General features: G+C 61.9%; 18 protein-coding genes. 4 read left to right on the top strand and 14 right to left on the bottom strand.

What is annotated here, in order from left to right:
* Positions 1 to 159: 159 nt before the first annotated feature.
* The 6 genes from PL597_RS16035 to PL597_RS16060 all read right to left on the bottom strand — a co-directional run bounded on the left by PL597_RS16035 (position 160) and on the right by PL597_RS16060 (position 7498).
* Complete coding sequence (locus PL597_RS16035; protein WP_137411921.1) at positions 160 to 2073, bottom strand: PhoX family protein; 1914 nt, start codon at positions 2071 to 2073, stop codon at positions 160 to 162.
* Positions 2074 to 2199: 126 nt separating this feature from the next.
* Complete coding sequence (locus tag PL597_RS16040) at positions 2200 to 2913, bottom strand: 4'-phosphopantetheinyl transferase family protein (RefSeq protein ID WP_149148295.1); 714 nt, start codon at positions 2911 to 2913, stop codon at positions 2200 to 2202.
* A gap of 30 nt (positions 2914 to 2943) precedes the next feature.
* On the bottom strand, positions 2944 to 3699 hold the full coding sequence (gene dhbA, locus PL597_RS16045) for a 2,3-dihydro-2,3-dihydroxybenzoate dehydrogenase (RefSeq protein ID WP_271365711.1): 756 nt from the start codon (positions 3697 to 3699) through the stop codon (positions 2944 to 2946).
* Between the two features lie 13 nt (positions 3700 to 3712).
* Complete coding sequence (locus tag PL597_RS16050) at positions 3713 to 4582, bottom strand: isochorismatase (protein ID WP_137411923.1); 870 nt, start codon at positions 4580 to 4582, stop codon at positions 3713 to 3715.
* Between the two features lie 96 nt (positions 4583 to 4678).
* Positions 4679 to 6304 (bottom strand): (2,3-dihydroxybenzoyl)adenylate synthase, encoded by a 1626-nt coding sequence (locus PL597_RS16055; RefSeq protein ID WP_137411924.1) that lies wholly within the window; start codon positions 6302 to 6304, stop codon positions 4679 to 4681.
* Between the two features lie 18 nt (positions 6305 to 6322).
* Positions 6323 to 7498 carry an isochorismate synthase gene (locus PL597_RS16060; protein ID WP_137411925.1) on the bottom strand — a complete coding sequence of 392 codons (1176 nt, stop codon included), beginning with the start codon at positions 7496 to 7498 and terminating at the stop codon, positions 6323 to 6325.
* An 81-nt stretch (positions 7499 to 7579) separates the two neighbouring features.
* Between PL597_RS16060 and PL597_RS16065 the strand changes: the two genes are divergently transcribed.
* Together PL597_RS16065 and PL597_RS16070 are read left to right on the top strand one after the other, a co-directional pair.
* The gene (locus PL597_RS16065; protein WP_271365713.1) at positions 7580 to 12028 is read left to right on the top strand and encodes an amino acid adenylation domain-containing protein; all 4449 of its coding nucleotides are present in this window, start codon (positions 7580 to 7582) and stop codon (positions 12026 to 12028) included.
* Positions 12029 to 12088: 60 nt separating this feature from the next.
* Positions 12089 to 13435 carry a condensation domain-containing protein gene (locus PL597_RS16070; protein ID WP_137411927.1) on the top strand — a complete coding sequence of 449 codons (1347 nt, stop codon included), beginning with the start codon at positions 12089 to 12091 and terminating at the stop codon, positions 13433 to 13435.
* A gap of 79 nt (positions 13436 to 13514) precedes the next feature.
* Here the strand turns inward: PL597_RS16070 and PL597_RS16075 are convergent, their stop codons facing one another.
* The 7 genes from PL597_RS16075 to PL597_RS16105 form a co-directional block, all read right to left on the bottom strand.
* Positions 13515 to 16352 carry a condensation domain-containing protein gene (locus PL597_RS16075; RefSeq protein ID WP_137411928.1) on the bottom strand — a complete coding sequence of 946 codons (2838 nt, stop codon included), beginning with the start codon at positions 16350 to 16352 and terminating at the stop codon, positions 13515 to 13517.
* A 61-nt stretch (positions 16353 to 16413) separates the two neighbouring features.
* Entirely contained in the window at positions 16414 to 16692 is a 279-nt protein-coding gene (locus PL597_RS16080; protein ID WP_137411929.1) for a phosphopantetheine-binding protein, read from the bottom strand.
* Complete coding sequence (locus tag PL597_RS16085) at positions 16685 to 17524, bottom strand: siderophore-interacting protein (RefSeq protein ID WP_137411930.1); 840 nt, start codon at positions 17522 to 17524, stop codon at positions 16685 to 16687. Before PL597_RS16085 ends, PL597_RS16080 begins: the two co-directional genes overlap by 8 nt.
* A gap of 221 nt (positions 17525 to 17745) precedes the next feature.
* Positions 17746 to 18699 (bottom strand): ABC transporter substrate-binding protein, encoded by a 954-nt coding sequence (locus tag PL597_RS16090; RefSeq protein WP_077984103.1) that lies wholly within the window; start codon positions 18697 to 18699, stop codon positions 17746 to 17748.
* A 23-nt stretch (positions 18700 to 18722) separates the two neighbouring features.
* Positions 18723 to 19787: a FecCD family ABC transporter permease gene (locus PL597_RS16095; protein ID WP_137411932.1), complete on the bottom strand. Its 1065-nt coding sequence runs from the start codon at positions 19785 to 19787 to the stop codon at positions 18723 to 18725.
* Positions 19784 to 20797: a FecCD family ABC transporter permease gene (locus tag PL597_RS16100; protein ID WP_137411933.1), complete on the bottom strand. Its 1014-nt coding sequence runs from the start codon at positions 20795 to 20797 to the stop codon at positions 19784 to 19786. Before PL597_RS16100 ends, PL597_RS16095 begins: the two co-directional genes overlap by 4 nt.
* On the bottom strand, positions 20794 to 21594 hold the full coding sequence (locus PL597_RS16105) for an ABC transporter ATP-binding protein (RefSeq protein WP_137411934.1): 801 nt from the start codon (positions 21592 to 21594) through the stop codon (positions 20794 to 20796). The genes PL597_RS16100 and PL597_RS16105 overlap by 4 nt, the downstream gene beginning before the upstream one ends.
* 214 nt (positions 21595 to 21808) lie before the next feature.
* Between PL597_RS16105 and PL597_RS16110 the strand changes: the two genes are divergently transcribed.
* On the top strand, positions 21809 to 23110 hold the full coding sequence (locus PL597_RS16110) for an NtaA/DmoA family FMN-dependent monooxygenase (RefSeq protein ID WP_137411935.1): 1302 nt from the start codon (positions 21809 to 21811) through the stop codon (positions 23108 to 23110).
* Between the two features lie 2 nt (positions 23111 to 23112).
* Here the strand turns inward: PL597_RS16110 and PL597_RS16115 are convergent, their stop codons facing one another.
* Entirely contained in the window at positions 23113 to 23889 is a 777-nt protein-coding gene (locus PL597_RS16115) for an IclR family transcriptional regulator (RefSeq protein ID WP_077984098.1), read from the bottom strand.
* A 270-nt stretch (positions 23890 to 24159) separates the two neighbouring features.
* On the opposite strand from PL597_RS16115, the gene PL597_RS16120 reads away from it, so the two are divergent.
* Positions 24160 to 26259, top strand: a complete 2100-nt coding sequence (locus PL597_RS16120) for a TonB-dependent receptor (RefSeq protein ID WP_271365715.1) — start codon at positions 24160 to 24162, stop codon at positions 26257 to 26259.
* Positions 26260 to 26261: the final 2 nt, after the last annotated feature.

Consider the following 26261-nt stretch of genomic DNA (forward strand, 5'->3'; position numbering starts at 1 on the left):
GGGAGGGGCTGTCCGAGATGAGGACGTGGACATGTGCCGCTTCGCAAACATGCCTTCGCAACCCGGCAAAACGCCGCGCGTCCCTTCGGCCGCGCGGCGTCTTATGGTGAAACGGGATCGCGATTTCCGTCGCGGTCCGGCTGCCAATACGTCTATGGCTTAGCCGATCTTCACATTGTCATCGCGCTTGATGGCGATGATCGTCGAACGCGGCAGCTTGCCTTCGCCATCCGGGAAGGGGGCGTCGGGATGCTGGATGCCGACGAAGTGGGTGCGCTTGTCGCCGGACCATGTCTGGCCGGTGACTTCGGAACCCTTCGGGGCGGTGAGGAAGCGCTCGATGCGGCCGGTGGCCGGGTCGCCCGCCAGCATCTGGTTGTTGCCCTGGCCGGCGAAGGCGCCTTCGTTGCTGTCCTCTCCATCGGTCTGGATCCAGAGCAGGCCGGTGCTATCGAACATCATGCCGTCAGGCGAATTGAACATATTGCCTTCGTTGATGTTCGAAGAACCCGCATAGGCGTCCTTGTGGACGGTGGGGTTGCCGGCCATGCAGAACAGGTCCCACTTGAACTTGCCATCAGCATGGTCGTCATTTTCCGGATACCAGCGCACGATCTGGCCGTATTCGTTCTTTTCGCGCGGGTTGGCAGCGTTGATCGCCATGGCGTCGCCGCCGGCGTTTGCGCGCAGCTTGCCGTCCTTCATTTCGCCGCGGCGGCTGTTGTTGGTCAGCGCGCAATAGGCTTCGATGGCGACCGGGTTGATGGCGACCCATTCCGGGCGGTCCATCGTTGTCGCGCCGACCTTGGAAGCGGCCTGACGGGTGAAGACGCAGATTTCGTCGATCTTCATGCCGGTGGTTTCAGGTGTCAGGGCGAGCCATTCGCCAGCGCCGTCGTCAGAGAACTTGGCGACGTAAAGCGTGCCTTCGTCAAGCAGCTTGGAGGTGTCGCCGCCCGGCACGTAGATGCCGTTGGAGACAAATTTGTAGAGGAACTCGCCACGCTCGTCGTCACCCATGTAAACGACGACACGGCCGTCGCGGGCGATGACCACGGCGGCGTTTTCGTGCTTGACGCGGCCAAGCGCGGTGCGCTTGATCGGGGTGGAGGAGGCGTCCGAAGGATCGATCTCGACCACGTAACCGGCGCGGCGCGGTTCGTTGGGGTTCTTCGCAACGTCGAAACGCTCGTCGAACTTCTCATAGGCATAGCGCGTCTCGGCGACGATGCCGTAACGCTTGTAGTCGTCAGGCAGCTTGAAGGCGGCGTCGGTGGTGCCGAAATAGCCGTTGAAGTTTTCTTCGCAGGTGAGATAGGTGCCCCAGGGCGTGCGGCCGGCGCCGCAATTGTTGAAGGTCCCGAGACAGTCGACACCCTTCGGGTCGGCGGCGGTCTTGACGAGATCGGAGCCTGCGGCCGGGCCGGAAAGCTTCATCGGCGTATTGTGGTGGATACGGCGGTTGAAGGGGCTGTCGAGAACGATCTCCCAGCCGTCCTCATCTTCCGCGACTTCCATGACGGTCACGCCCTGCATGTTCTGCAGGATTTTCACGTCGTCGGCCGTCTTCGGGTTGCCCTTGTCAGTGTGCGGCAGGTTGGTTTCCGGGTTTACATATTCATGGTTGACGGCGATCAGCTGATGGCTGCCGACGACGAAGAGTTCCATGCCGTCGGTGTTTTCGCCGAAGACCTTGTCGGAGTTTTCAACGCTGACGCCCTTGGCGGGGTCGAGATCGGGAACGTTGGAGAACAGCGGTTGGCCCCATTTCGCCAGCGGCTTCCAGTTATAACCTTCCGGGACATGGATGGTGTGGTCGGTGGCGGCGGCAACCGGCTTGAAGGGGAAACGGCCGACGGCGGCTTCCTGTGCCTCAGCCGAGGTGCTGCTCATCAGGTTGCCGAGCGTGCCCATGGCGGCCGCGGCCGAACCGAAGGCAAGCACGCCGCCGAGAAAGCCGCGGCGGGAAATCGCGGCTTCAACCACGCGGTCGAAGTCGGTTTCGGCCGGCGGCGGGTTCTGCAGTTCGTCCCATTCGTCCCAGGACAATTTGCTCGTATCGATGTCGGTCATAGTCTGTCTCCACCGTTGCTTGTTTGGAATCATTCCAGCAAGGTCCCTACCGTCCCAATATTTCATGCGGATGACGGAAAGGGCGGTATCGGTGGTCGTTTCCCTGCGCCAGGGCGACTTTTTTCGTCAGCGCCCGATCAGGATGCGGGTGACGAGAAAGCCGTCGAAGCGGCAGAAACGGAAGGGAATCTCCGTTCCGCCGGGCCATTCACCGCCTAGGTCGGCGGTCAGCCGCAGCGAGGCAGAGCCGTTGTCGTCGAAGCCGGATAATTCCGCCGCCTCGAAAAAGAAAAACCGTTTCACTGTCGGATAAAGCGCCTTAAACAGGCTCTCCTTTGCCGAGAAAATCAGGCCGGTCATGAAGGGGTCGATGGTGTTGCCGAGGCTATGGCGTTCACGAGCGGTTAGGGCCTGTGTGGCGATATCGCGGGCTTCCTCCTCGCTCAGGAGCTTTTCAATATCGATGCCGATGCCGCGGAACCGCTCGGAAGAGCCGGCAATGGCAATCGCGCGTTCTTGGCTGTGGGAAATCGCGCCGATCACGCCTTCGGGCCAGAGGGGCGCGCGGTCCTGACCTATGCCGGGAAAGGTGGAGCGGCCGGTGAGGCGGCGGATGGCTTCTGCCGCGCACTTGCGCGCGGCGATGAACTCCGCCTTGCGTTTTGGCGTTGCACGCAAAAGCTGCGGCGGCAAGGGAGGGACCTCGCCGCCGCAGCCTTCATCGGCGTTGTAACGAAGGGTGAGGCAATGGCAATCACAGCTGTCGTCCGGCCAAGGCCAGAAGGCCTCGGGTGGATCGCCGGAGAAGGCTTTGCGATGAAACGCCGTTGCGACGGCCATAGTCTTCACCCTCAATCCAACGGCTCGAATTTAAGCCGCAAGCGTTGCGCCGCCATCGATGACGATCTGCTGCATCGTCACATGGCCGGCCTGATCGGAGGCGAGGAACAGCACCGTATCGGCGATATCGTCCGGCCTTGCGATCTTGCCGAGCGGAATGCCGAGCTTGAACTGTTCGGGCAGGCCGGCGACCAGCCGGTCCTTGCCGGAAGGATCGCTCAACATGCCGGCAAGCATCGGCGTATCGGTGGATCCGGGGGAGACGACATTGCAGCGCACGCCATAGGGCGCAAGCTCAAGGGCGGCGCAATGGCTGAGGCTGACCAGCGCCGCCTTGGAAGCGCAATAGGCCATCATACCGATGCGCGGCACGACGGCGGCATTGGAGCCGACATTGACGATGGCGCCGCGCCTCTGCCGCTTGAAGGTGCCGCTCCATTGCCGCAGCATATAGAACGGCCCTGCGGCGTTGACATCCATGCAGGCTTTCCAGTCCGCCGGCGTCAGGCTTTCGCTGTCACCGAGCCGTAAAATGCCGGCGGCATTGACCAGAATATCGAGCCCGCCCCATTCGCTCTCTATCGCCTTGCAGACCGTCTCCACTGCCGCCGCATCGGTGATGTCGAGTGCGATCCGGCGCAAGGGGGCCTCCGCGGCATCGGCCAGAAGGTCGAGGCCGATGACCTCGGCCCCTTCCTCGATGAAACGTTCGGCGATGCGGCGGCCGATGCCCTGGGCCGTGCCCGTCACCAACACGCGCCGTCCTGTAAATCTCTGTTGCGTCATCTTGTCCGTCCGCTCAGGCTGCGAGCCGCTTTTCGTCGATCAGCGCCCACCAGGCGGAAAGTGTCGGCACACGCGCAAGCTCATCGAAGCCGACGGTGACACCGCGCTCCTTCAGTTCGCCGGAGAGCTTCATCACCTGCAGCGAATCCAGCCCGTAGAAGATCAGGTTTTCATCGGGGTCGATGTCGCTTTCATCCTCCACCATTTGCAGGACGCGGGCTTTCAGCCATTCGCGGGTGCCGGTGGCCTCGCCCGCGCCGACAAGGCTTGCGGTGTCGATCACCACGCCGCAGCGCGTCGCCACATATTGCAGCGCCATGCGGTGCTCGGCCTCGGAAAAATCGGCGACGCCGTCACCGATCATGAAAGGCTGGATGTCCTTCATGAAGGCTTCCACCGCCGTCATCATGCAGCCGATATGGGCGTAAACGCCGCCGACGATGATCTGGTCGCGGCCCCAGCCTTTCATCCGCTCCGCAAGGTCGGAACGCTGGAAGGCGCTGTAACGCCATTTGGTCAAAACCACGTCGTCAGGTGTCGGCGCAAGTTTGTCCACCACCTTCTGCAATTCGGGATCGACGACCGTAAGCCCCGGTCCCCACATGTCATTCAGCAGCGCACGGTCGCCGGGCGCCTGGTTATGCGGCTGGGCGGTATAGATGACCGGCACGCCGTTCTGAACGGCCCATGCCTTCACCTTGGCGAGATTGTCGATGAGGGTGGTCATCAACTTGCCGTCGGCTTCGTAGAACCGCAGGAAATAACGCTGCATGTCGTGGATGAGAAGCACGGCGCGTTTCGCATCGGGCTGCCATTTTGTCTTGTTGGCCGGAAAGCTTGCGGCGACCGGCATCGGATAGTCGGAAATGGTGGGGATCGTCATGATGACCTCGGTTTTTTTTCTGCGCCGGCTCGGGCGGCGCGTAATCTTTGGAATGGGGACGCTCTTTTGAACGTCCCTTTCGATTGGCGCTGCTTGTCAGGCGCTGATGGCGACGGGGGCTGTCAGCAGGTCGCGCAGGCGCTTCTTGTCGATCTTGCCGACGGCGGTGAGCGGCATGGCCTCGATGAAGCGCACACGGTCCGGCAGCTTGTAATCCGCGACGCCGAGACCGGCGAGATGCTGGCGGATAGCTGGCGCCTTGAGCGCGGGATTGCGCGACACGACGAAGACGCAGCTTTTTTCGCCGAGAAGTTCGTCCTGCATCGCCACCAGCGCCGCGTGCGTCACATCCGGATGCCGCAGGATCAGGTTTTCCACCTCTTCCGAAGCGACTTTTTCGCCGCCGCGATTGATCTGATCCTTCACCCGGCCAACGACCCTGAGATAACCTTCGGGCGTGCGCTGCACGACGTCGCCGGAGTAATAGAAGCCATCCTTATCGAAGACCCGGGCGCTGTGGTCGGGCGCGCGGTAATAGCCCCGGAACGTATAGGGACCACGGGTCGCCAGCATGCCGGCTTCACCTTCCGGCACGTCGTTGCCGTCCTCGTCGACGATGCGGATCTCGTCGTCCGGGCTGATCGGCCTGCCTTGCGTGGTGAAGACGATATGGTCGGGATCACCGAAGCGGGTATAGTTCACCAGACCTTCCGCCATGCCGAACACCTGCTGCAGGTCGCAGCCCAAGACCTCAGGCACCTGGCGGGCGAGCGCTTCGGCGAAGCTTGCGCCGCCGACCTGTAGGAGCTTGAGCGACTTCAGCTTTTCGCGATGGGCGGGGGCTGCCTGCAGCCACAGGGCCACCGCCGGCGGCACAAGCGGCACGATATCGACGCCGTGTTTTTCGATGAGGTCGAAGCAGGCAAGCGGCTCGGGATTGGCGGCCATGACCACGGCACCGCCGGCGTGGAACACGCCGAGCGCGCCGGGCGAGCTCATCGGGTAATTATGCGCCACCGGAATGGCGCAGAGGAAACGGGTCTGCGGTGAAAGTTCGCAAATCTCCGCGCTGGCCCGGACGCTGTAGTCATAGTCGTTATGCGTCCGGGGGATCAGTTTCGGCGTTCCGGTGCTGCCGCCGGAAAGCTGGAACAGCGCCACCTCATCGGCGGCGGAAGGGGCGTAAGCCGGTGGATTTTCCGCCGGGGCGGCCAGCTTCTGCTCCAGGCTGCGCTGCGGATCGGCTTCGCCGAGCAGCAGGGTCAACGCAAGCTTCGGGGAGACCGCCTTCAGCGCCTCCACAAATGTGTCATCGGCGAAAAGCTCGTGGCCGCGCGAGGCGATCACCAGCTTCGGCGCGATCTGCTCCGCATAGGAGGTCATTTCCAGCCGGCGATGGCTGAAAAGCGCATTGACGGGGGCAGCGCCGATTTTGATGAGCGCGAAAAAGACGAGATAGAACTCGGCGATGTTCGGCAATTGCACCAGCGCCGTATCACCCCTGCCGATGCCTGCGGCGGAGAGATGTCCGGCCAGATTGGAGGATTGCCGGTCGAGATCGGCATAGCTGAAGCGACGGTCGCCGCAGATCAGCGCCGTCGCATCCGGCCGGCGCTCCGCCTGCTCAGTAAGGATGCCGCTCAGCGGCCGGTCGATCCAGTAGCCGCGTTCGCGGTATCGGCGAACGAAATCCTCGGGCCAGCGTTCAAATTCGATTGTCATGGTTTGTCCCTGGAAAAATTAGGCAGAAAGACCGCAGGCGTTCAGCATGGTCTTGAGCTTGGTCTGCACCTCGGCCCATTCGGACTCGGGCTCGGAGGCCTCCACGATGCCGGCGCCGGCGAAGAGCCGCACGGTTTCTCGCTGCACGGTGCCGCAACGGATGGTTACCACCCATTCGCCATTGCCTTCAGAATCCGTCCAGCCGACCATGCCGGTGAAGAGGCCGCGCTCGAAAGGCTCGACGAAGCGGATGAGGCGATGGGCGCGCTCGGTGGGGAAACCGCAGACGGCTGGCGTCGGGTGCAGCAGGCAGGCAAGCTGCAGCGCATTGGTTTCCGGATCGGCGAGACGGCCTTCAATGCGGGTCGAAAGATGCCAGAGCGCCGCCGTGTTGATGAGGGAGGGTTTTTCGGGAACATCGAGTTCGGCGCAGACCGGTGAAAGCAGCGAACGGATATCCTCGATGACGAGGCTATGCTCGTAATGGTCCTTTTCCGAAGCCGACAGCCGATCCGCATTGGCCTTGTCCGCTGCCGGATCGACCATGCGTTTTGCCGATCCCGCCAGCGGGTTCGAGATGATGTTCTCGCCCTGCTTGCGGATCAGGAGTTCCGGGCTGACGCCGATCAGGTCGCCGCCATCGGGCAGCGGGATGCGGAACTGGTAACCTTCGCGGTTCTGTTTGGCCAGACTCGCCAGCAATCTTTCGACATTGACCTCGGAGGCGAAAGTCAGTTCACGCATGACGGAGAGCACCGCTTTGCGGACTTCGGAATGGCGGAAATTGACGATGGCATGTTCGACGGCGCGCTTGAAACCGCTCTCGTCCGGCAGGCTGTTCTGGCCGACAAGGGCTGGCATGGCCGAATCGGCAACGATTGGTTCCGCGTCCCTAGAATTCCATTCATAGTTGTATGGGATATACAGGCATGAAGGTTCGCTGACATCGAAGGGGATCGCGCCAATGGCGATGGGGTTCTGCTCGCCCTCCCGCTGCGCTCGCTCGAACGCGCCGGCCAGCGCCCTCTGTAGTGGGCTTGCAATGTCTTCGCCGCCCCGGGCGGGAATCGCGATCTTTTCGCGAATGCCCTTGGCGCGCAATTGCCCGCTGCCGGAGGTAAACAGAAAATCTCTATTAAATTCAGTAATTTCGTCGGATTCGACGTCATTCGTCCTGAGTGCTCCCGTTTTCATGGGATGCCTCCTGTGCGAGTGGTTGACGATGGTTTATACTTGAGTATGCTAATCATGTTTTGTCAACCGGTACAAATTCACATGCTAAATTTAACCCCCATGCAGGTGGCCTATTGGGTCGGCCGCGAGGCGGATGGAATACTCGGGAAAGTTACGCCCCATCTCTACCTCGAATTCGACGGGAAGGCGGTGGATGCGGAAAAACTGGCCGTTGCCGTGGAAAGGCTCTGCCGGCGTCACCCCATGCTGAGCCTCAGGATCGATGCGGAAGGCCATCAGTCCGTAGATCCTGCCGACCGGCCGCTCCGCCTCGATGTGGAGGACATGGCCGCACTCGATTTGGAGGCGCTTGCACGCCGTCTTGAGGCGAAGCGCGAAGAATGGAGCCATCGCCGGGCCGATCTTCGCATTGCCGCACCGGCGGCGATCTCGCTCAGCCTGTTGCCGGAAGGGCGTTGCCGTCTGCATGTGGACACAGACATGCTGGCCGTCGATCCGGCCAGCGTGCGGATCGTGATGGAAGACCTTGCCCGCTTTTACGAGACGGCGTCTGGCGCAGACGAAACCCGGACTTTCGAACCGGTTACCCCGTCGTTTTTCGACTGGGCGGAACGTCTCATGTCCGATCCGGACTTGAGGGGCTTACGCGAAAGTGATCGCCTGTGGTGGCGGCAACGGCTTGCCGATGTTCCGGACGCTCCGCCGCTGCCGTTTCTGTCCGATGACCCCTCGCGCGCCGTTCACACGGACCGGCTCGCCACGCTGCTTTCAGCGGCCGAGCGTAGCAGCCTGGAGCGGACAGCGCGGCGTTTTTCCGTGACGACATCGACCCTTCTGCTCGGTGTTTTCGCACTGGCGCTGTCTGAGGCGGCGGGGGCGGAAAAATTCCGGCTTTCCGTGCCGGGTTTCTGGCGCGCGCCGCTGGTGGAAAGGGTCGATGAAATCGTCGGCGAATTTTCCAATGTGCTCGTGCTCGGCGTCGACATCAGGCCTGAAGAAACGCTTGAAGCGCTGCTTGGCAGGCTGTTCGATGAGATGAACGGGCTTCTCGCACATCAGTCCTATCCGGGCGTCAGCGTCATGCGCGATCTCTCCCGTCAGCGGGGTGGTTTGCAGACCTCGCCGGTGGTTTTCACCGCAGGAGTCGATCTTCCGGGCGGAGAGCTCTTTTCGGAACGGGTCGAGCGGGTGTTCGGTCCGATGGTCCACACCGTCTCGCAGGGGCCGGGGGTGGCGCTGGATGCGCAGGTGGCGGCGGTGGATGACGGCTTGCTGATCAACTGGGATGTGCGGCTCGATGCGTTGCCGGAAAGCTGGCTGCGCGCTTTGTTCGAAACCTATGTCGCTCTTCTCCGCCGGCTCGCCGAAACCCCCGATCTCGCTTGTGAAAGCGTGGAGCGATTTGTCGCAAGGCAGTCGGAAGCGGTGGCCAAGGCAAAAGGAAAACCCATGGAACGTCCTCTCTCTCCGCTGCAACAGGCCTATCTGCTCGGGCGCGGCACCCATCTGCCGCTCAGCGGCGTTGCGATGCAGGAGTTTCGCGAATATCGCGGCGATATCGACCCGGAACTGCTTCGGTCGCGGCTTGCCGCAATGGTCGCGAGACATGAAAGCCTGCGCACCCGCATCGACGAGCGACGCCTGGTCCAGATCGTCTCCGACGAAGCGAAGATCAATCTCGATCTCGTCGATCTTTCGGCCCTGTCTCTTCCGCAAGCCGAGGCAAGGATCGACGCGGTGCGACGGGACTTCTCCCATGCACATTTTGATCTCGCCGCCTCTCCATGGCAGGTCACTGTGTTTCTTATGCCGGATGCAGGCCCGACGGGGCATAAGATCGTGGTCTTTCTGCGTTTCGACGCGCTTATCCTTGACGGGCGGGCCATTGCGAGCCTCGCGGCGGAATTCTTCGATGGTGTCGTGCCGCCGGAATCCCCCGCTACGATCGGAACGCCGAAGGAGGATATCTCGGCGGCCCGCGTCAGGGATTCCGCCTATTGGGTTGAAAAGTTGAAAGATGCCGAGGTGCCCTCGCAACTGCCGTGGAAAGCACCGCTCGAAACCATTCCCACCTCGCGTTACAGCCGCCAGAGCGTGACCGTGGAAAAACAGCACTTCACCGCCTTTTCACGCATCGGTGCGAAAGAGCGGCTGTTCAAGAATTCGGCGCTGACGGCTGTTATCCTCGATGTGCTCTCGCTCTGGCTCAACGAAGGTGCGCTCGTCGTCGGCATCCCCGTCGCACCGCAGGTGGAGGGTGCCTTCGCCAACCGCTCCAGCTTTATCGCCGTCCAATGGGATCCGGCCAAGAACAGCTTTGCGGAGCGGGCGGCGGGTCTCCAGACGGATGTGCTGGAAGGGCTGAACCATCTCGCCTTTTCGGGTATCGATCTCAATCGTGTGCTTCTCAATGCCAATCCGGGCGGGCTCGCCTTGCCGGTGGTGATTACCAACGGTCTGACTTGGCCGACGCTTTCATCCGGCTCGACGATGCAATGGACCGGCGGGCTTACGCAGACGCCGCAGGTGGCGCTGGATTTCCGCTTTTCGCAGAATCCGCAGGGCGATCTCGTGCTCGATATGGACTATGCCGAGCAGGCGATCGATGCGGCGACGGTGGCGGATATTCTCGCGGCAATCGAACGAGCGATTGCCGGGATCGCCAATAGCGGCGCTTTCTCCGTCAACGCACGCGACATTGTCGAGCTGTCTCACTATCGGCTGAACGGCGACGAAGAAAACTTCGTCTGCCCGCCATTTCTGGAACGGCTCGCCGGCCATCTTTTCGAGGGCGACCCGTCGTGCACGGCGCTCGTCAGCGGCAGGCGGCGCATCGCTTATGGCGAACTCGGTCAGATGGTGGCAGGGGCGATGGCGGGCCTTAAGGCGCGCGGCATCGGGCGTGGCGATGTCGTTGCTGTGTGCCTGCCACGCAGCCCGGACCATACGGCTATCACGCTCGCCGCAGCGCTGATGGGTGCGGTCTGGGTGCCTGTCGATGCCGGCTCGCCGGAAGATCGCCTGCGCTATCTGCTGACCAATTGCCGCCCGGCGATCATCGTCGCCCGCAGCGTTCCGCAGGGTTTCGACGCCGTCGATCCGGCGGCGCTTATGTCCGCGCCCGCACCGGCTGGCGCGCCCGTTACCAAGGCGGAGGTGGCGGCGCTTTCCCAAAGCGAAGAGCCCGCCTTTTATCTCTACACGTCGGGTACGACTGGCAAACCTAAATGCGTCGTGCTTTCCAACCGCGCCACGGCCAATGTCATCGGCAGCACGCTTGCGGAATGGGCGGTGACGGATAGCGATGTGTTTATCTCCGTCACGCCGCTGCATCACGACATGTCCGTCTTCGATGTTTTCGGCGCGCTCGTCGCAGGGGCGACGCTGGTGTTGCCGGAACCGGGCGAGGAAAAGGATGCGGTGCGCTGGAACGAGCTGGTGGCCGAACATGGCGTCACGCTCTGGTGCTCGGTGCCGGCCATCCTCGAAATGCTTCTCTCCTGCCGCCGTGGCGACCAGCTCTCATCGCTGCGGCTCGTGGCGCAGGGCGGCGATTACATCAAGCCTGTAATCGTCGAAGAGCTTCGCAGATTGAAGCCCGGCCTGCGGCTGATATCGCTGGGCGGACCGACGGAAACCACGATCTGGAGTATCTGGCACGAGATCGTTGCGGAAGATGTGGCGGCCGTGCCCTATGGCCATCCGCTGCCCGCCAATCGTTACTTCGTCTTCAACGATCAGGGCGGCCATTGCCCGGCCGGTGTCGTCGGCCGCATCCATACGGCCGGCGTGAATGTGGCAATCGGCTATCTTGAAGATGGCGCGATTACCCAGACGGATTTCGTGACGGTCGACGATCCGGAAGGAAACCCCGTTCGCGCCTTCCGCACCGGAGACCGGGGCCGTTACCGGCCGGATGGCAAGATCATGTTTGCCAGCCGCGTCAATGGTTACGTCAAGGTGCGCGGCGTGCGCGTTTCGCTGCCGGATGTGGAAAACGAGCTTATCCGCCATCCTTCCATCCAGCGGGTTCTGGTGGTGGATTACGGCCTCGAGCAAAAGGGCGAGGCGGCTATCGGCGTGCTTTACGTCGTTGCGCCAGGTCTTGAACTCTCGACCGCCGATCTGCGCAATTTTGCCCGGAGCCATCTGCCGGAATCGCATGTGCCCGGCCGGTTTCTCAAGGTCGACGATCTGCCGCTCTCGGCCAACGGCAAGCCGGATCGCCGTCGCGCCCGTGAATTGCTGAACGGTGCCACGGAACCGGTAAAAATCTCCGCCCCTGCGGCTCCTGCCGTCGATCAAGGCGACCGCCGGGTGCTGGATATCTATCTCGGCGTGTTGGGTAAAAAACCGGCGAATGTGGATGCGAACAGCGACCTGTTGGCGCTCGGTCTTCTGCCTTCGCATCTGAAAATCGTCTCGGCTGAAATCCGCACTGCCTTCGGCGTGGACTTGACACCGCAGCAGCTTTTGCGGTGCCGCAACGCCAGACAGGTGACTTCGCTCCTGGCCGCCCGGGCGGTGTGAACCCAATCATTTCGGGTGGCACTTCGCGCCCGATAACGGAAATTGTGCAAGGAAAAACAGATGGCGCATATCGATCCTGCCGGCGGCTGGCTTCCACTGACGCAGCCGCAACTCGATTTCTGGGAGGAGTTTTCCTTCCATCCCGACGAGCCGGTTTCCACCGTCGCCCATTACATCGATCTTTCCGGTGCTGTGAATGAAAGCGCGCTCCTCCAGGCGATCAAACGCACCGTGCGCGAATCCGAAGTCCTGTCGATCCGTTTCCGCATCGGCGACGATGGCGAGACGCCACAGCAACGCTGCGATCCAAGCCATGCCCCGGTGGTGGAACTCGTCGATCTCCGTGGCGATTCCGCTCCTCTGGAAGAGGCGCTGCGGCGCATGAACGCGGATGTGGAAGCAAGGCTCGATCTCAGAACCGACAGGCTTTCGGCGCAGCTACTCTACCGTATCGCCGATGACCGCTATCTCTGGTACATCCGCGCCCATCATATTGTTGTTGATGGTTATGGCCTGACGTTGGTCGAACAGCGTTGCGGCCAGCTTTACGGGCACTATTGTGGCAAGGGCGAAGCGGGTCCGGATTTCCACCCCTTCGGCGATTTCCTTGCCGAAGAGGAAGCTTATAAGCAAAGCCGGCGTTTTGAAAAGGACCGCGATTTCTGGGCGGCCTATCTTGCCGCACCCGCCGATCTGCCGGTGCTGGACAAGGATTGCGAGGACTATGGCGGCGGCGGCCTGCATACGGATGCGGCCTTGCCGCAGGGTTTCAGCACACGGTTGCAACAGGTGGCGGGCGCAATGGAGATCGGCTGGCCGGACCTTCTGGTGCTGCTTTCCGGACTTTATCTCCACCGTGTTCTGCCGCGGCCGGACTGCGATGTGCTGACCTTGTGGTTGCCTTTCATGAGTCGCTGGGGCAGCGTCGGCGCGCATATGCCGGCCATGCTCGTCAATATTTTGCCCTTCCATCTCACCATCGAACCGGGGGAGAGCCTCGGCGCATTTTTGACGCGCAACGCCGCCAATCTGCGAAAGCAGCGCCTGCATGGCCGCTACCGCATCGAGCAGATCGCCGCCGACCGCGAAATCCCGAAGGGTCGGCGCTTCTTCTTCTCGCCGCTCATCAATGTCCTGCCCTTCAGTGCGCCGGTCTTTGCCGGGCTTACCGTTATCAGGCACATCCTTGCCAATGGTCCCGGCGACGGGTTCAACCTGACCTTCCGTGGCGAGGATGACGGCAGCGAGTTGAACCTGCATATCGATGCGGATTCAGCGCTGACGCAAGCGGAGGATTTCGCCCGCTACCGCGAGGAGTTGCCATTGTTCCTCGATGCCATGCTGCGCGAGGAGGCGCTGACGGTTGCGGCGGCTCAGGTGTCCACGGCATTGCGTCTGGCGGTTTGAGGGCAGACAACGGACTTTGTCAACAATCTGAACCCGGCTCTGCGACGCAAAGCCGGGTTTTCGTTGCCCCAAGTCCAGCTCAGGCGAGTGTCGTCAACACACGGTTCGAAGCGCCGTTTTCAGCGAAACGGCCAAAGATGCGGCTGGTGGTGTGGCGCAGCCGCTCGACATCGTCAGGGCCGTAGCGGTCCGAACGGTAGCTCATCAAGACGCGAATGGAACGCTCGCCGCCGATTGTCTCTTCCATCACCTCGAATTGCAGCCCCAGCATGGATTCATGCTTGTCGGGGTCGATCTGGCGGAACTCCACCGGCTTGCCATCCGGCCCGGCAAGGGTGCCGTTCAGCTTGTTCTTGGCGTGAATCTGGATGAAGACCTCGAACAGATGGTCGCGGCCGGGTGTCATGCCCAGTGCCTCCTCGACGAGATCGATCGGGATTTCGCTATGCTCCAGCGAGCCGTTGATGGTGTTCTTCACCGAAGAAATCAGGTCGCCGACGGTCATGGTCTCGCCGAAACGCACGCGATGGGCGACAACCGTGGTGAAATAGCCGATCGTATCGAAATAGCCGCTATCGGTGCGGCCCGAAGCCGAGGTGCCGACCACCAGATCGCTCAGCCCGCCGAGATGGCGCAGCGATGCGGCGATGGCGGCATAGACCACGTTGAACAGCGAGGCGCTGTTCTGCTTGGCAATGGCGTAAAGCCCGTCGCTGACATGTTTTTCCAGCTTGAACTCGATCCAGCCGCCTGCCGGTGCTTCGTCCTGCGTTGCCGCGTGCGGCGTGCCGCCCTGTTCCTTGAGGGTAAGGCCTTTTGGCGCATCCCGCAGCATATCGGTCCAATAGGCAAGGTGGCCAGCATTGACGCCTGACGCGACCTGTTTTCTCGCAAATTCATGGAAAGGTGCCGGCTTGGTGGCAAAGACCGGAGCCTTGCCCGCCGCCCTTGCCCGGTAGGCCTCGGCCAGCTCGTCCATCATCAGGTTCACAGACCATTCGTCGAGCACGATGTGATGGAAGAGGAAGGAAAGCACCTGGCGGCCGGTCTGCGCATCGCGCAGGAAACGCAGCCGCATCGGCAGTTCGCGCGCAAGATCGAAGCGCCAGCCGGCTTCCGCGTGCCGGTCCACACCTTGGCTTTCTTCGCTGGTCCAGAACCATTTGTAACCGGGCAGGTCGTGCATCGGCACGATCTTCTGCAGAACTGTATCTTCTTCGACGTAGAAATGGGTCCGCAGGCCGGGATGGCGCTCGATAATGTCGAGGAAGGCGCATTCGAAGGCATTCTCATCCACGGGATCGAGGAAATCGAGCGCGAAGGGAATGTTGAAGATTTCGCCGAAACCGAAGGCGGCATAGGCCTTCCAGAGCGACATCTGCGCCAGCGAAAGCGGTGCGGTGAGCGAGCCACTCGCCGTTGCCTGCGCCTGCGCGGGTGCTGCGGTTTCGAGCCGGGTCGCCTGTCTTGCGAGAGAGGCGGCGGTCGGGTAGCTGAACAGGTCGTTGAAGCGCAGTTCGATGCCGTGATTGCTCAGAAGACGTCCGATGATGCGCGTCGCAATCAGCGAATGGCCGCCGAAATCGAAGAAATCGTCATCCGGCCCCATCTCGGGCGAGACGAGCGCTTCACGGAATTCCGCAAGGATCGTTGCGACGGTGTCGTCGTCGTTCTCACCGGAAACAGCGGGCGAAAGGGTCGCCTGCTGCGGTGTCGCCGCGGCGTTTTGAGGGACGATGCCGGAAAAATCCGTGCCGCCTTCGAGATGGCTGACGAAACGCTCCAGCAGGAAGGCCGTCGCATGCGGCGACGTCTCCCTGCCGCCTGTCAATTCGAGGCGGATATCGCCGGCGGCTGTCGGACCGGCGGCAAGCGTCAGGCCGAGACCGGATTGCAGGGAGGGCAGGGGCAGGTGCTCAAACTGGAGCCCATGCTCCGATGTGGCCTGAACGGGTGTCGCAAGCGCGTGCAGCGTGAAGGTGGCAGTTCCGCCTTCATTGTCGTTTCGCTGCTCCAGACCGGACAGCACGGCTTTTTCAGCCCGTTCGGGCGTTTGGTCGCGCGAGACAGCTACCCGTGCCGCAGCCTCGGCTGACATCGGCATTGAAGTGCCGACGCCGGGCTGCAGGCGCAGGGTCACTGTCTCGGGACCGCCGGTTTTTGCCAGGAAAAGGGCAAAACGCGATCCGGCGCGGGCCAGAAGCGCGTTCGTTGCCGTGGAACAGTTGAGACCGAGCAGGGTGGCGGGAAGATCGACGCCGTGGCTGTGGCTCACCGGCCTGTCGATCCCGTTTTGCCGCAGCGCCACGACGGTCGAGCCGGAGGCCGGACGTTGCAGCCAGTGGAGCGGAAGCGGGTCGACGCTGTCACTTTCGACCGCGCGCGGCGAAAGCGGCTTAGGCGCTTCCCCGGCGTAGGCGGCGGAAATACCTTCCAGCAGGATTTGCGGCGAGAGGACTTCGCCGAGCAGGCCGTGGACCAGAAAAGCCAGCAGGATTTCTCCCTCGCTTAAAAGCACGACGGCCTGAAACGGCGGATCGGTTTCGGCATCGAAGGGCCTTGCCTGCAGGTCGTGCAGCAAGGTCAGGGCCTCGCCCGCCGATGGAACATGCAGCAGTTGCACGATGGATGCGGACGGGGCTTCGATGCTCTTCGCCAGAGTGCCGTCCTCGCCGAAGGCAAAGCGTGCACGAAGCTCGGGCCAGACCTCGCAAACCGTCTTCAGCGCCGAGGTCAGACGCAGCAGATCGCACTCTTCACCGATGCGATAGGCGAGAAGGGCGCGGAAGACCTGATCGGGATCCTGAAACTGCTCGAACCAGACCCGTTCTTCGTATTGGCTCGGCGGGGCTGCATCCCCCCTGTCGAAACTCTCTTCGATGCGACGTGCGAGCATACGCGTATTGTCTGCTGCCATGGTCCTCTCCTTGGAATATACGGGAATCGCGCTCCGGCGCGAAACGTGCTGTGTCGTGGGATCAACGTCCCGCGCGCGACCGTTCGATGAGCGCCTGCCATGCGGCAAGCGTGGGCCGCCGGGTCAGATCCTCATAATCGAGCCGTGTTCCGGCAAGCTGTGAAAGCGGCGACATCAGCCGCATGAGGGCAAGCGAATGAAGCCCGCGACCGAACAGGTTGTCCTCCGGTTCGATGTCGCGCACCTCATCGTCGAGAACGCTGGCGATAAGGGCCTTGAGTTCCGTCATCATCGTTTCCGCCTCCGGCATGGCGTCCGCCGCGATTACCGGTTCATTCATCGAAATGATCGTGAACGCCGCTGGCGCCGCGCCGCCAGTAACCGGAAGCGCGGGTCCATTTTGGGTTGGCGCCGAATTCTTCAACCAGAAGGGCGCGAATCTCCTTTGCAGCCTTCGATTCGCAGGCGACCCAGCTGAAGAAATCGCCCTTCGGCAGGTCGAGCTTGCGCAGAGCGCCCACCAGCGCGTCGTGGTCGGTTCCGTTCTCCGTCTTCTGTGTCACCCAGACGATAGACGCATCCGCCTTCGTCGTGAGCTCCAGCCGGTCGGCATCCGTCTCGACCTCGATCAGCGCCACGACGCGGGTGCCTTCAGGCATTTCCTCCAGCCGCCGCGCCAGCGCCGGAAGGCCGGTATCGTCGGCGATCAGCAGGTGCCAGTCGTAGGTGAAGGGAACGGTGAAAGAGCCGCGCGGACCGGCGATCCACGCTTTGTCACCCGCTTTGGCGGCTTTCGCCCAATTGCTGGCGGGGCCGTCGTGATGGGTGGCGAAATCGATGGCGAGTTCGCCTTTTTCGGCATCGAAGCTGCGCGGCGTGTAGTCACGCGCCAGCGGGCGCGGCGCGCCTTGCGGGAACTCAATGCCGTTCGGGCCGATCACCGGCAGGCTCGGTTCGGTTTCACCGGGCTGGGGGAAGAACATCTTGACGTGGTCGTCAAAACCGAGGCTCACAAAGCCCTCCAGTTCCGGCCCGGTCAGGACGATGCGGACCATGGACCGGCTGAGCTTTTCGACGCGCGCGACATTGAGTGCGCGCAGCGCGACGGCGTGGCGATGGCGTTTTGGCGTGCGGTCCGGTGCTGCGGAACCTATCGTTTCTGGCATGCTCATGCTGTTGTCTTTCCTGGGATATTGCCGATGGGGTCGGCGGTGTCGCTGTCCCGGGTCGGCGGGCCGGACGATCGCGCGTTGGAATTTTCCGGCGAGCGATCCGGCCTTGTTGCGTCAAGATACGCGAACCATAACAGGCGGTTTCCGCTGTCGCAATATAACTTTCTCTAAAAACTCAAGTTTATATCACCTGAGGTTTTTGCTGAATTGCCGCTGGCCGATCAGCGGCGGCTGGCCCAGCTTTCCACTTCATCCAATGTGTGCAGGGCGCTCGGAATGGAAGGCGTCGTGACCCTGGTGGAATCGAGGAAAACGATCCTTTTCTCGCGCGCGGGTTTTACGAAACGCTCCCAGCCGGGAATGATCTTTTCGAGGGCGGCGCGCGTTCCGGCCTCACCGCGGGCGGGGCTGGTATAGCTGTTCATCACCACCAGCAGGTCGGGATTGAGCTTGCCGAAGGCATCGGCGCTGAGCGGCATCATCAGGGTCGAGCCCATTCCGCCCGAAGAAGCGGCGTTGTCGATCTTCAGGCGGGTATATCCCAGATCCTCCAGCGCCTGCACCGCGCCGGACATGTCACCCACCGCATTGATCTGGTCGGTCAGCAGGATCGCGAGATAGGTCTTGCCCTTGATATCGTCGCCCAGCGTCTTTTTGACCGTGGCAAGCTTCGTGTCATAGGTCTTCCGGCGCTCTGCAAAGACATCGCTTCGCCCGACCAGACCCGCAAGATCCTCCTCCACGCTGAAGCCATAGGCTTTGCCGGCGCTTGCCTTTTGCAGATAGACGGGTGCGACGGTGGAAAGCTGTTCGGCCTTGCCGCCATCCATTTCCGTGGCGACGATCAGGTCCGGTTGCAGCGCCCGCAGTTTTTCGAGGTCGATCTGGCCGACCGCGCCGAAACCCTTCGGTTTCGTGCGGCCTTCACCGAGCACGGTGTCGACGAAGTCGACGGCGGTGGCGAATTTGCCGTCGCTGTTGCGGCCATAGGCGCCGACCACATTGGCGCCGAGATCCATCAGCGGCACACCGAGCAGCGGCTCGTGCATGACGACGATGCGCTGCGGCTTTTCCGGAACGGAGACGGTGCGGCCGGCGGCATCGGTCACGCTGCGCTCGGCGGCGAGACTCGTTCCGGCGGCCAGAAGTGCGGCGATGAGGATGGCAATTCGCATGGCATTCCCTTTATTCGATGTCTTCAGTGGCTATCGGTTCTGCGCAGCGCCTGTAGGCGCAGCGTGAGGATGAAAAGCGGCACGCCGATCAGCGTCAGCGCAAGGCCGATCGGCATCGGTGTATCGGCGACAAGCCCGCGCGACAGCGTATCGGCGGTGACGACCAGAATGCCGCCGGTGAGCCCCGACAGGAAAAGCCTGGCGCGGCCGACGGCGGGCGAAACGAAAGTGGCGAGATGCGGGGCGATGACACCGAGAAAGGTCAGCGGGCCAACCGCGGTAACGGAGGAAGCGCTGAGGATCACCGCAAAAACAATGACGAGCGGACGCGAGTGCCTGACCGTTTCCCCGAGTGCCATGGCCATTTCATTTCCGAGATCGAAGACGGCAAGTGCGCGCCCGATGAGGAAAATGCCGGCAAGGCTTGCGGCAAAGAGCGGCGCGAAAACGGTGATGGTCGGCCAGCTTGCCTGAAACAGCGAACCCGCCATCCAGTCGGCCAGCGACAGCGAGGTTTCCGCCGGCGTATAGAGTAGAAGCACCGAGGAGACGGAGGAGAGCGCCGATTCAATTGCAATGCCCATCAGCAATATGGCAAGGCCGCTTGAGCGTTCCCGCCCGACGAGCGCGATGAGAAGGAAGGCGACAGCCAGACCGCCACCGACGGCCGCGAGCGCCACCAGCGTCTTGGGGGCCGTCGGCACCAGCACCAGAAGCAGCATGATGGTGGTCATCGACCCCTGACTCAGACCGAACAGGCCGGGATCGGCGAGCGGATTGCGGGCGACGGATTGCAGCATCGCGCCCGCCAGCGCCACGCTCCAGCCGGCCATGAAACCGATGAGGATCCGCGGCAGCCGCACCGTCCACAGCGCATAGGCCTGATCGTCGCCGAGATGCCCGCCCATCAATCCGCGCAGGAGATCGGCGAGGCCCGTTTCGGTATTGCCGAGGCTGACGGACAGGGCGGCCAGCGCCAGCGCCAGCACCATCAGCGCAAGGCCGGCTTTCAGATTGCCGATCCTGATCTGCAGGCCGCTCGGCAGCCGCAGCACCGCTTTGCCGTCGGTGGCGAAATACCGTTTCATGACAGCCCCCTTGCCGAAGGCGACAGATAGAAGCGCTTGACGATGACGATGAAGACGAGGCCGCCGAGCAGGTCCATGAACAGCCCGGTATTGACCACATAGGGTGCAAAAAGGGTTTGCGCGCCAAGATCGGCCAGCACGCAGAGGCCCGCGCCGACAAGCGCGGAGGCCGGCAGGGCAAGCGTGAAATTCACGCCGACCAGCGGCCGGATCATATGCGGCACGATGAGGCCGACGAAACCGATGGGGCCGCAGATCGCCACCGCCGAACCCGAGGCCAGCATGGTGGCGAAGAGCGCGACCCGGGAAATGCGCGTGACATTCACACCGGCGGAAGCGGCCTTTTCAGTGCCCAGCAGAACCAGCGTCAGCGGCCGGGCGATCGCCCACAACATGACGAGCGCAATCGCACCGACCCACCAGAAATCGGTGAGCCGCTCGGCATAGACGTGGTTGATATTGCCGCCTACCCAGCTCAGGAATTCGGCACGGCGTGTGGGGTTGGAAAGAAGAAGGGCGTTGGTCACGCCGATCAGCAGCATGGAAACCAGCGCGCCGGAAAGTATGAGCGACAGGCCGCGCGGATCGTTTGCCCGCCCGGCGAGACGCGCGACGACGAAGCAGGCGGCAAAACCGAAGCCGGCGCCAACAAGCGCCGCAAGGCCCTGTATTTCCGGAGAGACATCGAACACCAGCGCGCCGGCAATCACAAAGAGCGTCGCGCCGGCATTCAGTCCCAAGGTGGAGGGCGAGGCGAGGGGATTGCGTGCAAGCCCCTGCAGCACACAGCCGCTGACGGCCGTCGTCGCCCCCACATAGATCGCAATCAACGAGCGTGGGATCTGCTGATAGAGAAGCACCGACTGCTCATAGGTATCGGCCTCGCCGCGCCAGAGCGTCGCCACGATTTCGGCCGGCGGCATGTCGCCAGACATGACCAGCAGATTGATGGCGAGGATGGCGGCCAGCAGCAGCGCGGCGGCGAAAATCAGCGTTATTTTCGGGGTCATGCCGGAATGGCCTGTTCCTGCCGCTCCAGCCGGGGCACGCAGATGAGCCGCCCCTGCCGGGAGAAGATATCGGCTTCGAGATCGAAGACCTCGGCGACATTTTCGGGCGTGACCGTTCTTTCCACCGGCCCGGACGCCACAACCCCCCCGGCTTTCAGCATGATGACATCGTCGGCGAAAGTGGCGGCGAGGTTGAGATCGTGCAGCACGACGATGACGGTCTTGCCATGCCTGTCCGACAGTTCGCGCACGAGGCCGAGAACGGCATATTGATATTTCATGTCGAGATGATTGACCGGCTCGTCCATCAGGATCACGTCCGTATCCTGCGCCAGCACCATGGCGATGAAGGCGCGCTGGCGCTGGCCGCCGGACAGCGTGTTGACCTGCGCTTTCGCCTTGTCTTCCAGCCCGACGGTCTTCAGCGCCTCGGCAAAAAGCGCGCGGTCGCGTTCGGTCGGTCCGCCCGCAAGCCCGTAACGGGCGTAACCGGAAAGCTCGATCAGCTCACCGAGCGTCATATAGTCAGGGCAATGGCACTCCTGCGGCAGATAGGCGACGCGCCGCGCCAGTTTCCGGCGTCCGATCTCGTCGATCGAGCGCTCGCCAAGTCTTATTGCCCCCGAGGACAAAGGCACGAAACCCATGATGGTCTTCAACAGCGTCGACTTGCCGCAGCCATTGGGGCCGACCAGCGCGGTGACGCGGCCTGCTCTGAAACGGGCGGAAAGCCCCCGCAGGACGGGAACATGTCCATAGCTGGCGTGAAGGTCCGTGGCGTCAAGCACCGGATACAACTCCTGTTATTCATGCGCCCATGCGTCGAGACGCCGCACGGTCGTTATAAGTATTTGAATTTCAACATCGAACTCGCGGAAAAAGCACGTCTTTCCGGCGGGCGCGACGGTGTGGTCTTGAAGCGACACTAAACTATAGTAAAATTCTCCACAAATCGAAATTTGCCGATTCAACGCGCGGATTTCCTGCCGGTTATTTCAGTCGAGGTGCATCATGTCAGTCACAGCCAAGCTTCATGTCGGCATGTCGCTGGCCCCAACATGGCTCAGCGGCGAAGCCTGGCGGCGCGCGGACAGTGATATAAGCGGGGTGTTTTCCAGCGATTATTTCGTCGATCTGGCGCAGCGCGCTGAAGCCGCGCATGTGGATTTCGTGTTTCGGCCAGATACGCTTTTTCTGCGCACCGAGGGGCTGGAGACCGGCGGAGGATTTGCCAGCATGGACCCGACCATGCTTCTTGCGGCCATTGCACGGGAAACCAGCCATGTCGGGTTGTTGTCCACCGTTTCGACCACATTTCTGCCGCCCTATGTGGTCGCCCGCCAGATCCAGTCGCTGAACTGGCTGAGCAATGGCAGGGCGGGGTGGAATATCGTCACGGCGCTTGACGGGCACGAAAATTTCGGTCTGACAGAGATGCCTTCGCCGCAGGAGCGTTACGAGCGCGCCGCCGAATTCACGCAGGTGGTGAAAGCGCTATGGGCGAGTTTTCCGAACGAAGCTCTCAAACTCGACCGGGAAAGCGGGCGGTTCGCCGATTCTTCGCTGGTGCATCCGGTGGCGCATGAGGGCAGGCATTTCAGCGTCAAAGGCCCGCTCAACCTGCCGGCCCATGCCAGCCGTATTCCGCTCGTGCAGGCGGGCGCCTCTCCCGAGGGCCGCGATTTCGCTTCGTCGGTGGCCGATGCTGTCTTTGCCTCCACACCGGACATGCAGGCGGCCATCGAACTCAGGGCGGATTTGCGGCGGCGTGCCGAGGGCCACGGCCGCAACCCCGACGGGGTGAAGATGATGCCGGGCCTCAGCCTCTATCTGGCGGAGACCGGCAGGGAGGCGCTGGAACTCTTTACGGAGACCCACGTCCGCGCTAACCGCTCCCGCGCCTTTGCCTCCATTCGCGATATGACGGGTCTTGATCTCACGGACTGGCCGCTCACGCGGATCGTTACCGCCTCCGACCTGCCGCCGCCGCCCGAGACACCGCGAAGCCGCACCCATGCCGGCCTGCTGCGCCGGCTGATCGAGCGGGAGACGCTGAGTGTTGCGGAATTATTGCGGCGTCCGGAAGTGATGGGGTCGGGCCATTGGCAGATCATCGGCACCGTTGAAGATGCCTTTGAGGCCATCCGTGAATGGGCGGCTGCCGGGGCGATCGACGGTTTCGTCGCGGTGCCCGGAGGTTCGGTGGCGTCCATGCGGCTGGTGCTGGAGCGGCTGTTGCCGAAGCTCGCCGATGCCGGGCTTTTCCGCACGGCCTATTCCGGCCGCACCTTTGCGGAACATCTGGCCGAATAGGCTTACGCGCCGCCGGATTCGGCCGTCGCCTGTCCGGCGGCTTCGATCAGCCGGGAAAAATGCCGTTCGGTCTCAGCGGTTGCGACAAAGGATACGGTGGTGACGACACAACAGAGTTCGCCCTGTGCGTCGAAAACCGGCGCGGCCTTGCCCGTCAGAGCGGAGAACAGATGTTCATTGAGTTCCGCGCCACCCGCTTCGCGGATGGTTTCCAGAATGCCGGCATCGGGACGGGAGCCGCGAAAAGCGGCCGGTTGCAACCTGCGCACGGCGGCGATCCTGTCCGGCGGCAGGTAGGCCTGGAAAACCAGCCCGCAGGCGCTGTTGTCGAGCGGCAGAACATCGCCGAGCGCCACGGTGCTGATGGAAAAGCTAGCGCTTCTCGCCCATCGCACCACGGTCGGGCCGCGTTCGGTCCAGATCGCCACGCCGCAGCTGGCGCCGATCCTGGAGGCAAGCGCATTCATCTGGCGGCCGGCGGTTTCGACCGGATTGATTCGCCTGAGCGCGCTGATGCCTATTCCGAGCGCCGCGGGTCCGAGATCGTAACTACCGCTTGCGGGATCCTGTATCACTAGTCCTTCCCGCACGAGGCTCTGCATATAGCGATGCGCGGTGGAGCGGCCGGTGCCGGCGCGTTTGGCCAGTTCGCCCAGGGCAAGCGCCGTATCAGATCTGGCAAGCAGATTGAGAAAACGCGCCGCGATCGACACTGACTGAATGAGGGCCGAGCGCTTTTCGCCCTCGTTTTCCGGCAGATTGTCCGTATCGTCATCCATGGCGCTCAAGCCCGTTCCCCCGTTTTGTTGAGCATGCCTAACGCATCGGGGCGGAAATCGGAATCGATTTCTGCGGACGGAATTATGCTGTTCCCTTTCGAAACGCTGCGGGTGCACAAGCGGCGGCGGGTAAACTTTGTTGTAAATTTGGCACATCCCGTTACGGAAGCCTTTTTGTCCGCAATACAGAACGCATTCTCTATTGCGAAACGGATAACGCTTCCGTTACTTGAATATGACTTTAATACTCATGTTTATTAGGGGTTTGTGATGGGGTTCAGTTCTAACGGTCGTTTGATGAGCGGGGTCAGCGCTCTGACGCTGGCGACATTATTTGTGACGCCGGTTCTCGGTCAGGATCAGCAGGCTGATGCGGTGGGCACCACCGTCTTGAAGCCGATCGTGGTGACCGGTGAAAAAGTGGCGCGCGACATGAAGAACACGGCGTCGTCCGTCTCTGTCAAATCCGCCGAGGAAATCAGAAAAGAAAAGACCGGCGACCCGACCGTATCGGAAGCGATCAAGGATATTCCGAACGTCGTCTACACCGACAATGTCAGCGCCCCGATCATTCGCGGTCTGGATACGCAGGGCCCGAATACGGGCGCGACGGCATTTTTCGCCGGCACCGTGCCACGCGCCACCATCAATGTGGACGGCCACTATCTCGGTTATAACGAATTCATCTATGGCGCGACTTCCATCTGGGACGTTGAAAGCATCGAAGTTTTCCGCGGCCCGCAGACCACCTCGCAGGGCGCCAACGCCATTGCCGGCGCGATCGTCGTCAACACGAAGGATCCGACATTCACGCCGGAAGCCTCCTATCAGGCGGAAATCGGGAATTACCACCAGAAGCGGGCCTCATTTGCGCTTTCGGGTCCGCTCGTCGAGGATCAGCTGGCGGCGCGTCTGGCGGTTGATTATTCCGGCCGCGACACTTTCATCGACTATATCAATTCGGGATTCGCGCATGGGGGCACGGATCAGGACTTCAAGGAGTTCAACGCGCGTTTCAAGCTTCTGTGGGAACCGCCGGAGATTCCCGGGCTGACGACCAAGCTTACCTATTCCTATAATGCCGCCAACCGGCCGAGCCAGGAAGCGGCGTCGCGTCCTTTCGAGGATCTCAATCACGTCACCACCACCATGCCAAGCTGGAGCCAGAACACCCACACCGGTATTCTCGACATCAATTATGATTTCGAGAACGGCGTGAAACTCTTCAACCAGACGCAGTTCTCCGCTTCGGACGCCAGACGCCGGGTTGGTGTCGTGAACAACGGCGATGCGGATATCGACCAGACGAACGCTTCTCACGAAACACGCGTGACCTTCGGTGACCAGGAAGACGTGCTGAGCGGTGTCGCGGGTATTTATTACGCGCATAGTCAGGCTGACGAGCTTCTTCGACTTACAGGGCGATTTAACAATAGTCTTTCGACGTTCGACGACACCAAGGACAATCTCGGCATCTTCAGCGAGCTGAGCTATCGCCTTACGGACCAGTGGACGCTGACCGGCGGCCTGCGTTACCAGACCGACCGCATCCAGCGTTCGGGTCGCTCGGTTTATTCACCCCGTGCGGTGGATTTTGACGAGACCTTTTCCGAACTGCTGCCCAAGGCATCTCTCGCTTATGCGATCAATGACGACTGGACCGTCGGCGGCATGATCAGCCGTGGTTATAATCCCGGCGGTATTTCGCTGAACATCTCGTCGGGACAATGGTTGCCGTTCGAGAAGGAAACCATATGGAATTACGAGCTTTATACACGTGCGAAAATACTGGATGACCGGCTGACGCTCAACGGCAACCTGTTCTACATGGACTACAAGAACGCCCAGTACAATATTCCGGTCGTCATCTCATCCGGCATCACCCAGTCCTACACCATCAATGCGCAGAAGGCGCATGCTTATGGTCTGGAACTCGGCGCCGACTATCAGGTTCTCGACAATCTGACGCTGAAGGCGAGCGCGGGCGTGCTGAAGACCGAGATTGATGAGATTTCCAGCAATAACAGCTATGCCGGAAATGAATTCGCGAAATCGCCCGGCTTCATGTTCAGCGTCGGCGCGAGTTGGGATGTGACAGACAAGTTCACCGTCTCGGGACAGGTGCGCCATATTGACGGCTATTATTCCGACACGGCCAATACGGCTGCCTATGCCATCGATCCCTATACGATCGCCGATGTGCGCGCGAGCTACAGGTTCCAGGAAGAGATGGAGGTTTATGCCTATGTCAAGAACATCTTCGACGAGCGTGCGCCCACCTATATGCAGCAGAACCGCGGCATTGGCGGCATCGAGGCCAGCATGACCGAACCGCGCATGTTCGGCGTCGGTATTCGCGGCACGTTCTGAGC

This window comes from Agrobacterium sp. ST15.13.013, assembly GCF_027956525.1.
Classification (GTDB): Bacteria; Pseudomonadota; Alphaproteobacteria; order Rhizobiales; family Rhizobiaceae; genus Agrobacterium; species Agrobacterium salinitolerans.

What these genes read in the sequence shown, in the direction of transcription:
- PL597_RS16035 (WP_137411921.1), bottom strand. Translation starts at nt 2,073, where the DNA reads ATGACCGACATCGATACGAGCAAATTGTCCTGGGACGAATGGGACGAA.
- PL597_RS16040 (WP_149148295.1), bottom strand. Translation starts at nt 2,913, where the DNA reads ATGGCCGTCGCAACGGCGTTTCATCGCAAAGCCTTCTCCGGCGATCCA.
- dhbA (WP_271365711.1), bottom strand. Translation starts at nt 3,699, where the DNA reads ATGACGCAACAGAGATTTACAGGACGGCGCGTGTTGGTGACGGGCACG.
- PL597_RS16050 (WP_137411923.1), bottom strand. Translation starts at nt 4,582, where the DNA reads ATGACGATCCCCACCATTTCCGACTATCCGATGCCGGTCGCCGCAAGC.
- PL597_RS16055 (WP_137411924.1), bottom strand. Translation starts at nt 6,304, where the DNA reads ATGACAATCGAATTTGAACGCTGGCCCGAGGATTTCGTTCGCCGATAC.
- PL597_RS16060 (WP_137411925.1), bottom strand. Translation starts at nt 7,498, where the DNA reads ATGAAAACGGGAGCACTCAGGACGAATGACGTCGAATCCGACGAAATT.
- PL597_RS16065 (WP_271365713.1), top strand. Translation starts at nt 7,580, where the DNA reads ATGCTAAATTTAACCCCCATGCAGGTGGCCTATTGGGTCGGCCGCGAG.
- PL597_RS16070 (WP_137411927.1), top strand. Translation starts at nt 12,089, where the DNA reads ATGGCGCATATCGATCCTGCCGGCGGCTGGCTTCCACTGACGCAGCCG.
- PL597_RS16075 (WP_137411928.1), bottom strand. Translation starts at nt 16,352, where the DNA reads ATGGCAGCAGACAATACGCGTATGCTCGCACGTCGCATCGAAGAGAGT.
- PL597_RS16080 (WP_137411929.1), bottom strand. Translation starts at nt 16,692, where the DNA reads ATGAATGAACCGGTAATCGCGGCGGACGCCATGCCGGAGGCGGAAACG.
- PL597_RS16085 (WP_137411930.1), bottom strand. Translation starts at nt 17,524, where the DNA reads ATGAGCATGCCAGAAACGATAGGTTCCGCAGCACCGGACCGCACGCCA.
- PL597_RS16090 (WP_077984103.1), bottom strand. Translation starts at nt 18,699, where the DNA reads ATGCGAATTGCCATCCTCATCGCCGCACTTCTGGCCGCCGGAACGAGT.
- PL597_RS16095 (WP_137411932.1), bottom strand. Translation starts at nt 19,787, where the DNA reads ATGAAACGGTATTTCGCCACCGACGGCAAAGCGGTGCTGCGGCTGCCG.
- PL597_RS16100 (WP_137411933.1), bottom strand. Translation starts at nt 20,797, where the DNA reads ATGACCCCGAAAATAACGCTGATTTTCGCCGCCGCGCTGCTGCTGGCC.
- PL597_RS16110 (WP_137411935.1), top strand. Translation starts at nt 21,809, where the DNA reads ATGTCAGTCACAGCCAAGCTTCATGTCGGCATGTCGCTGGCCCCAACA.
- PL597_RS16115 (WP_077984098.1), bottom strand. Translation starts at nt 23,889, where the DNA reads ATGGATGACGATACGGACAATCTGCCGGAAAACGAGGGCGAAAAGCGC.
- PL597_RS16120 (WP_271365715.1), top strand. Translation starts at nt 24,160, where the DNA reads ATGGGGTTCAGTTCTAACGGTCGTTTGATGAGCGGGGTCAGCGCTCTG.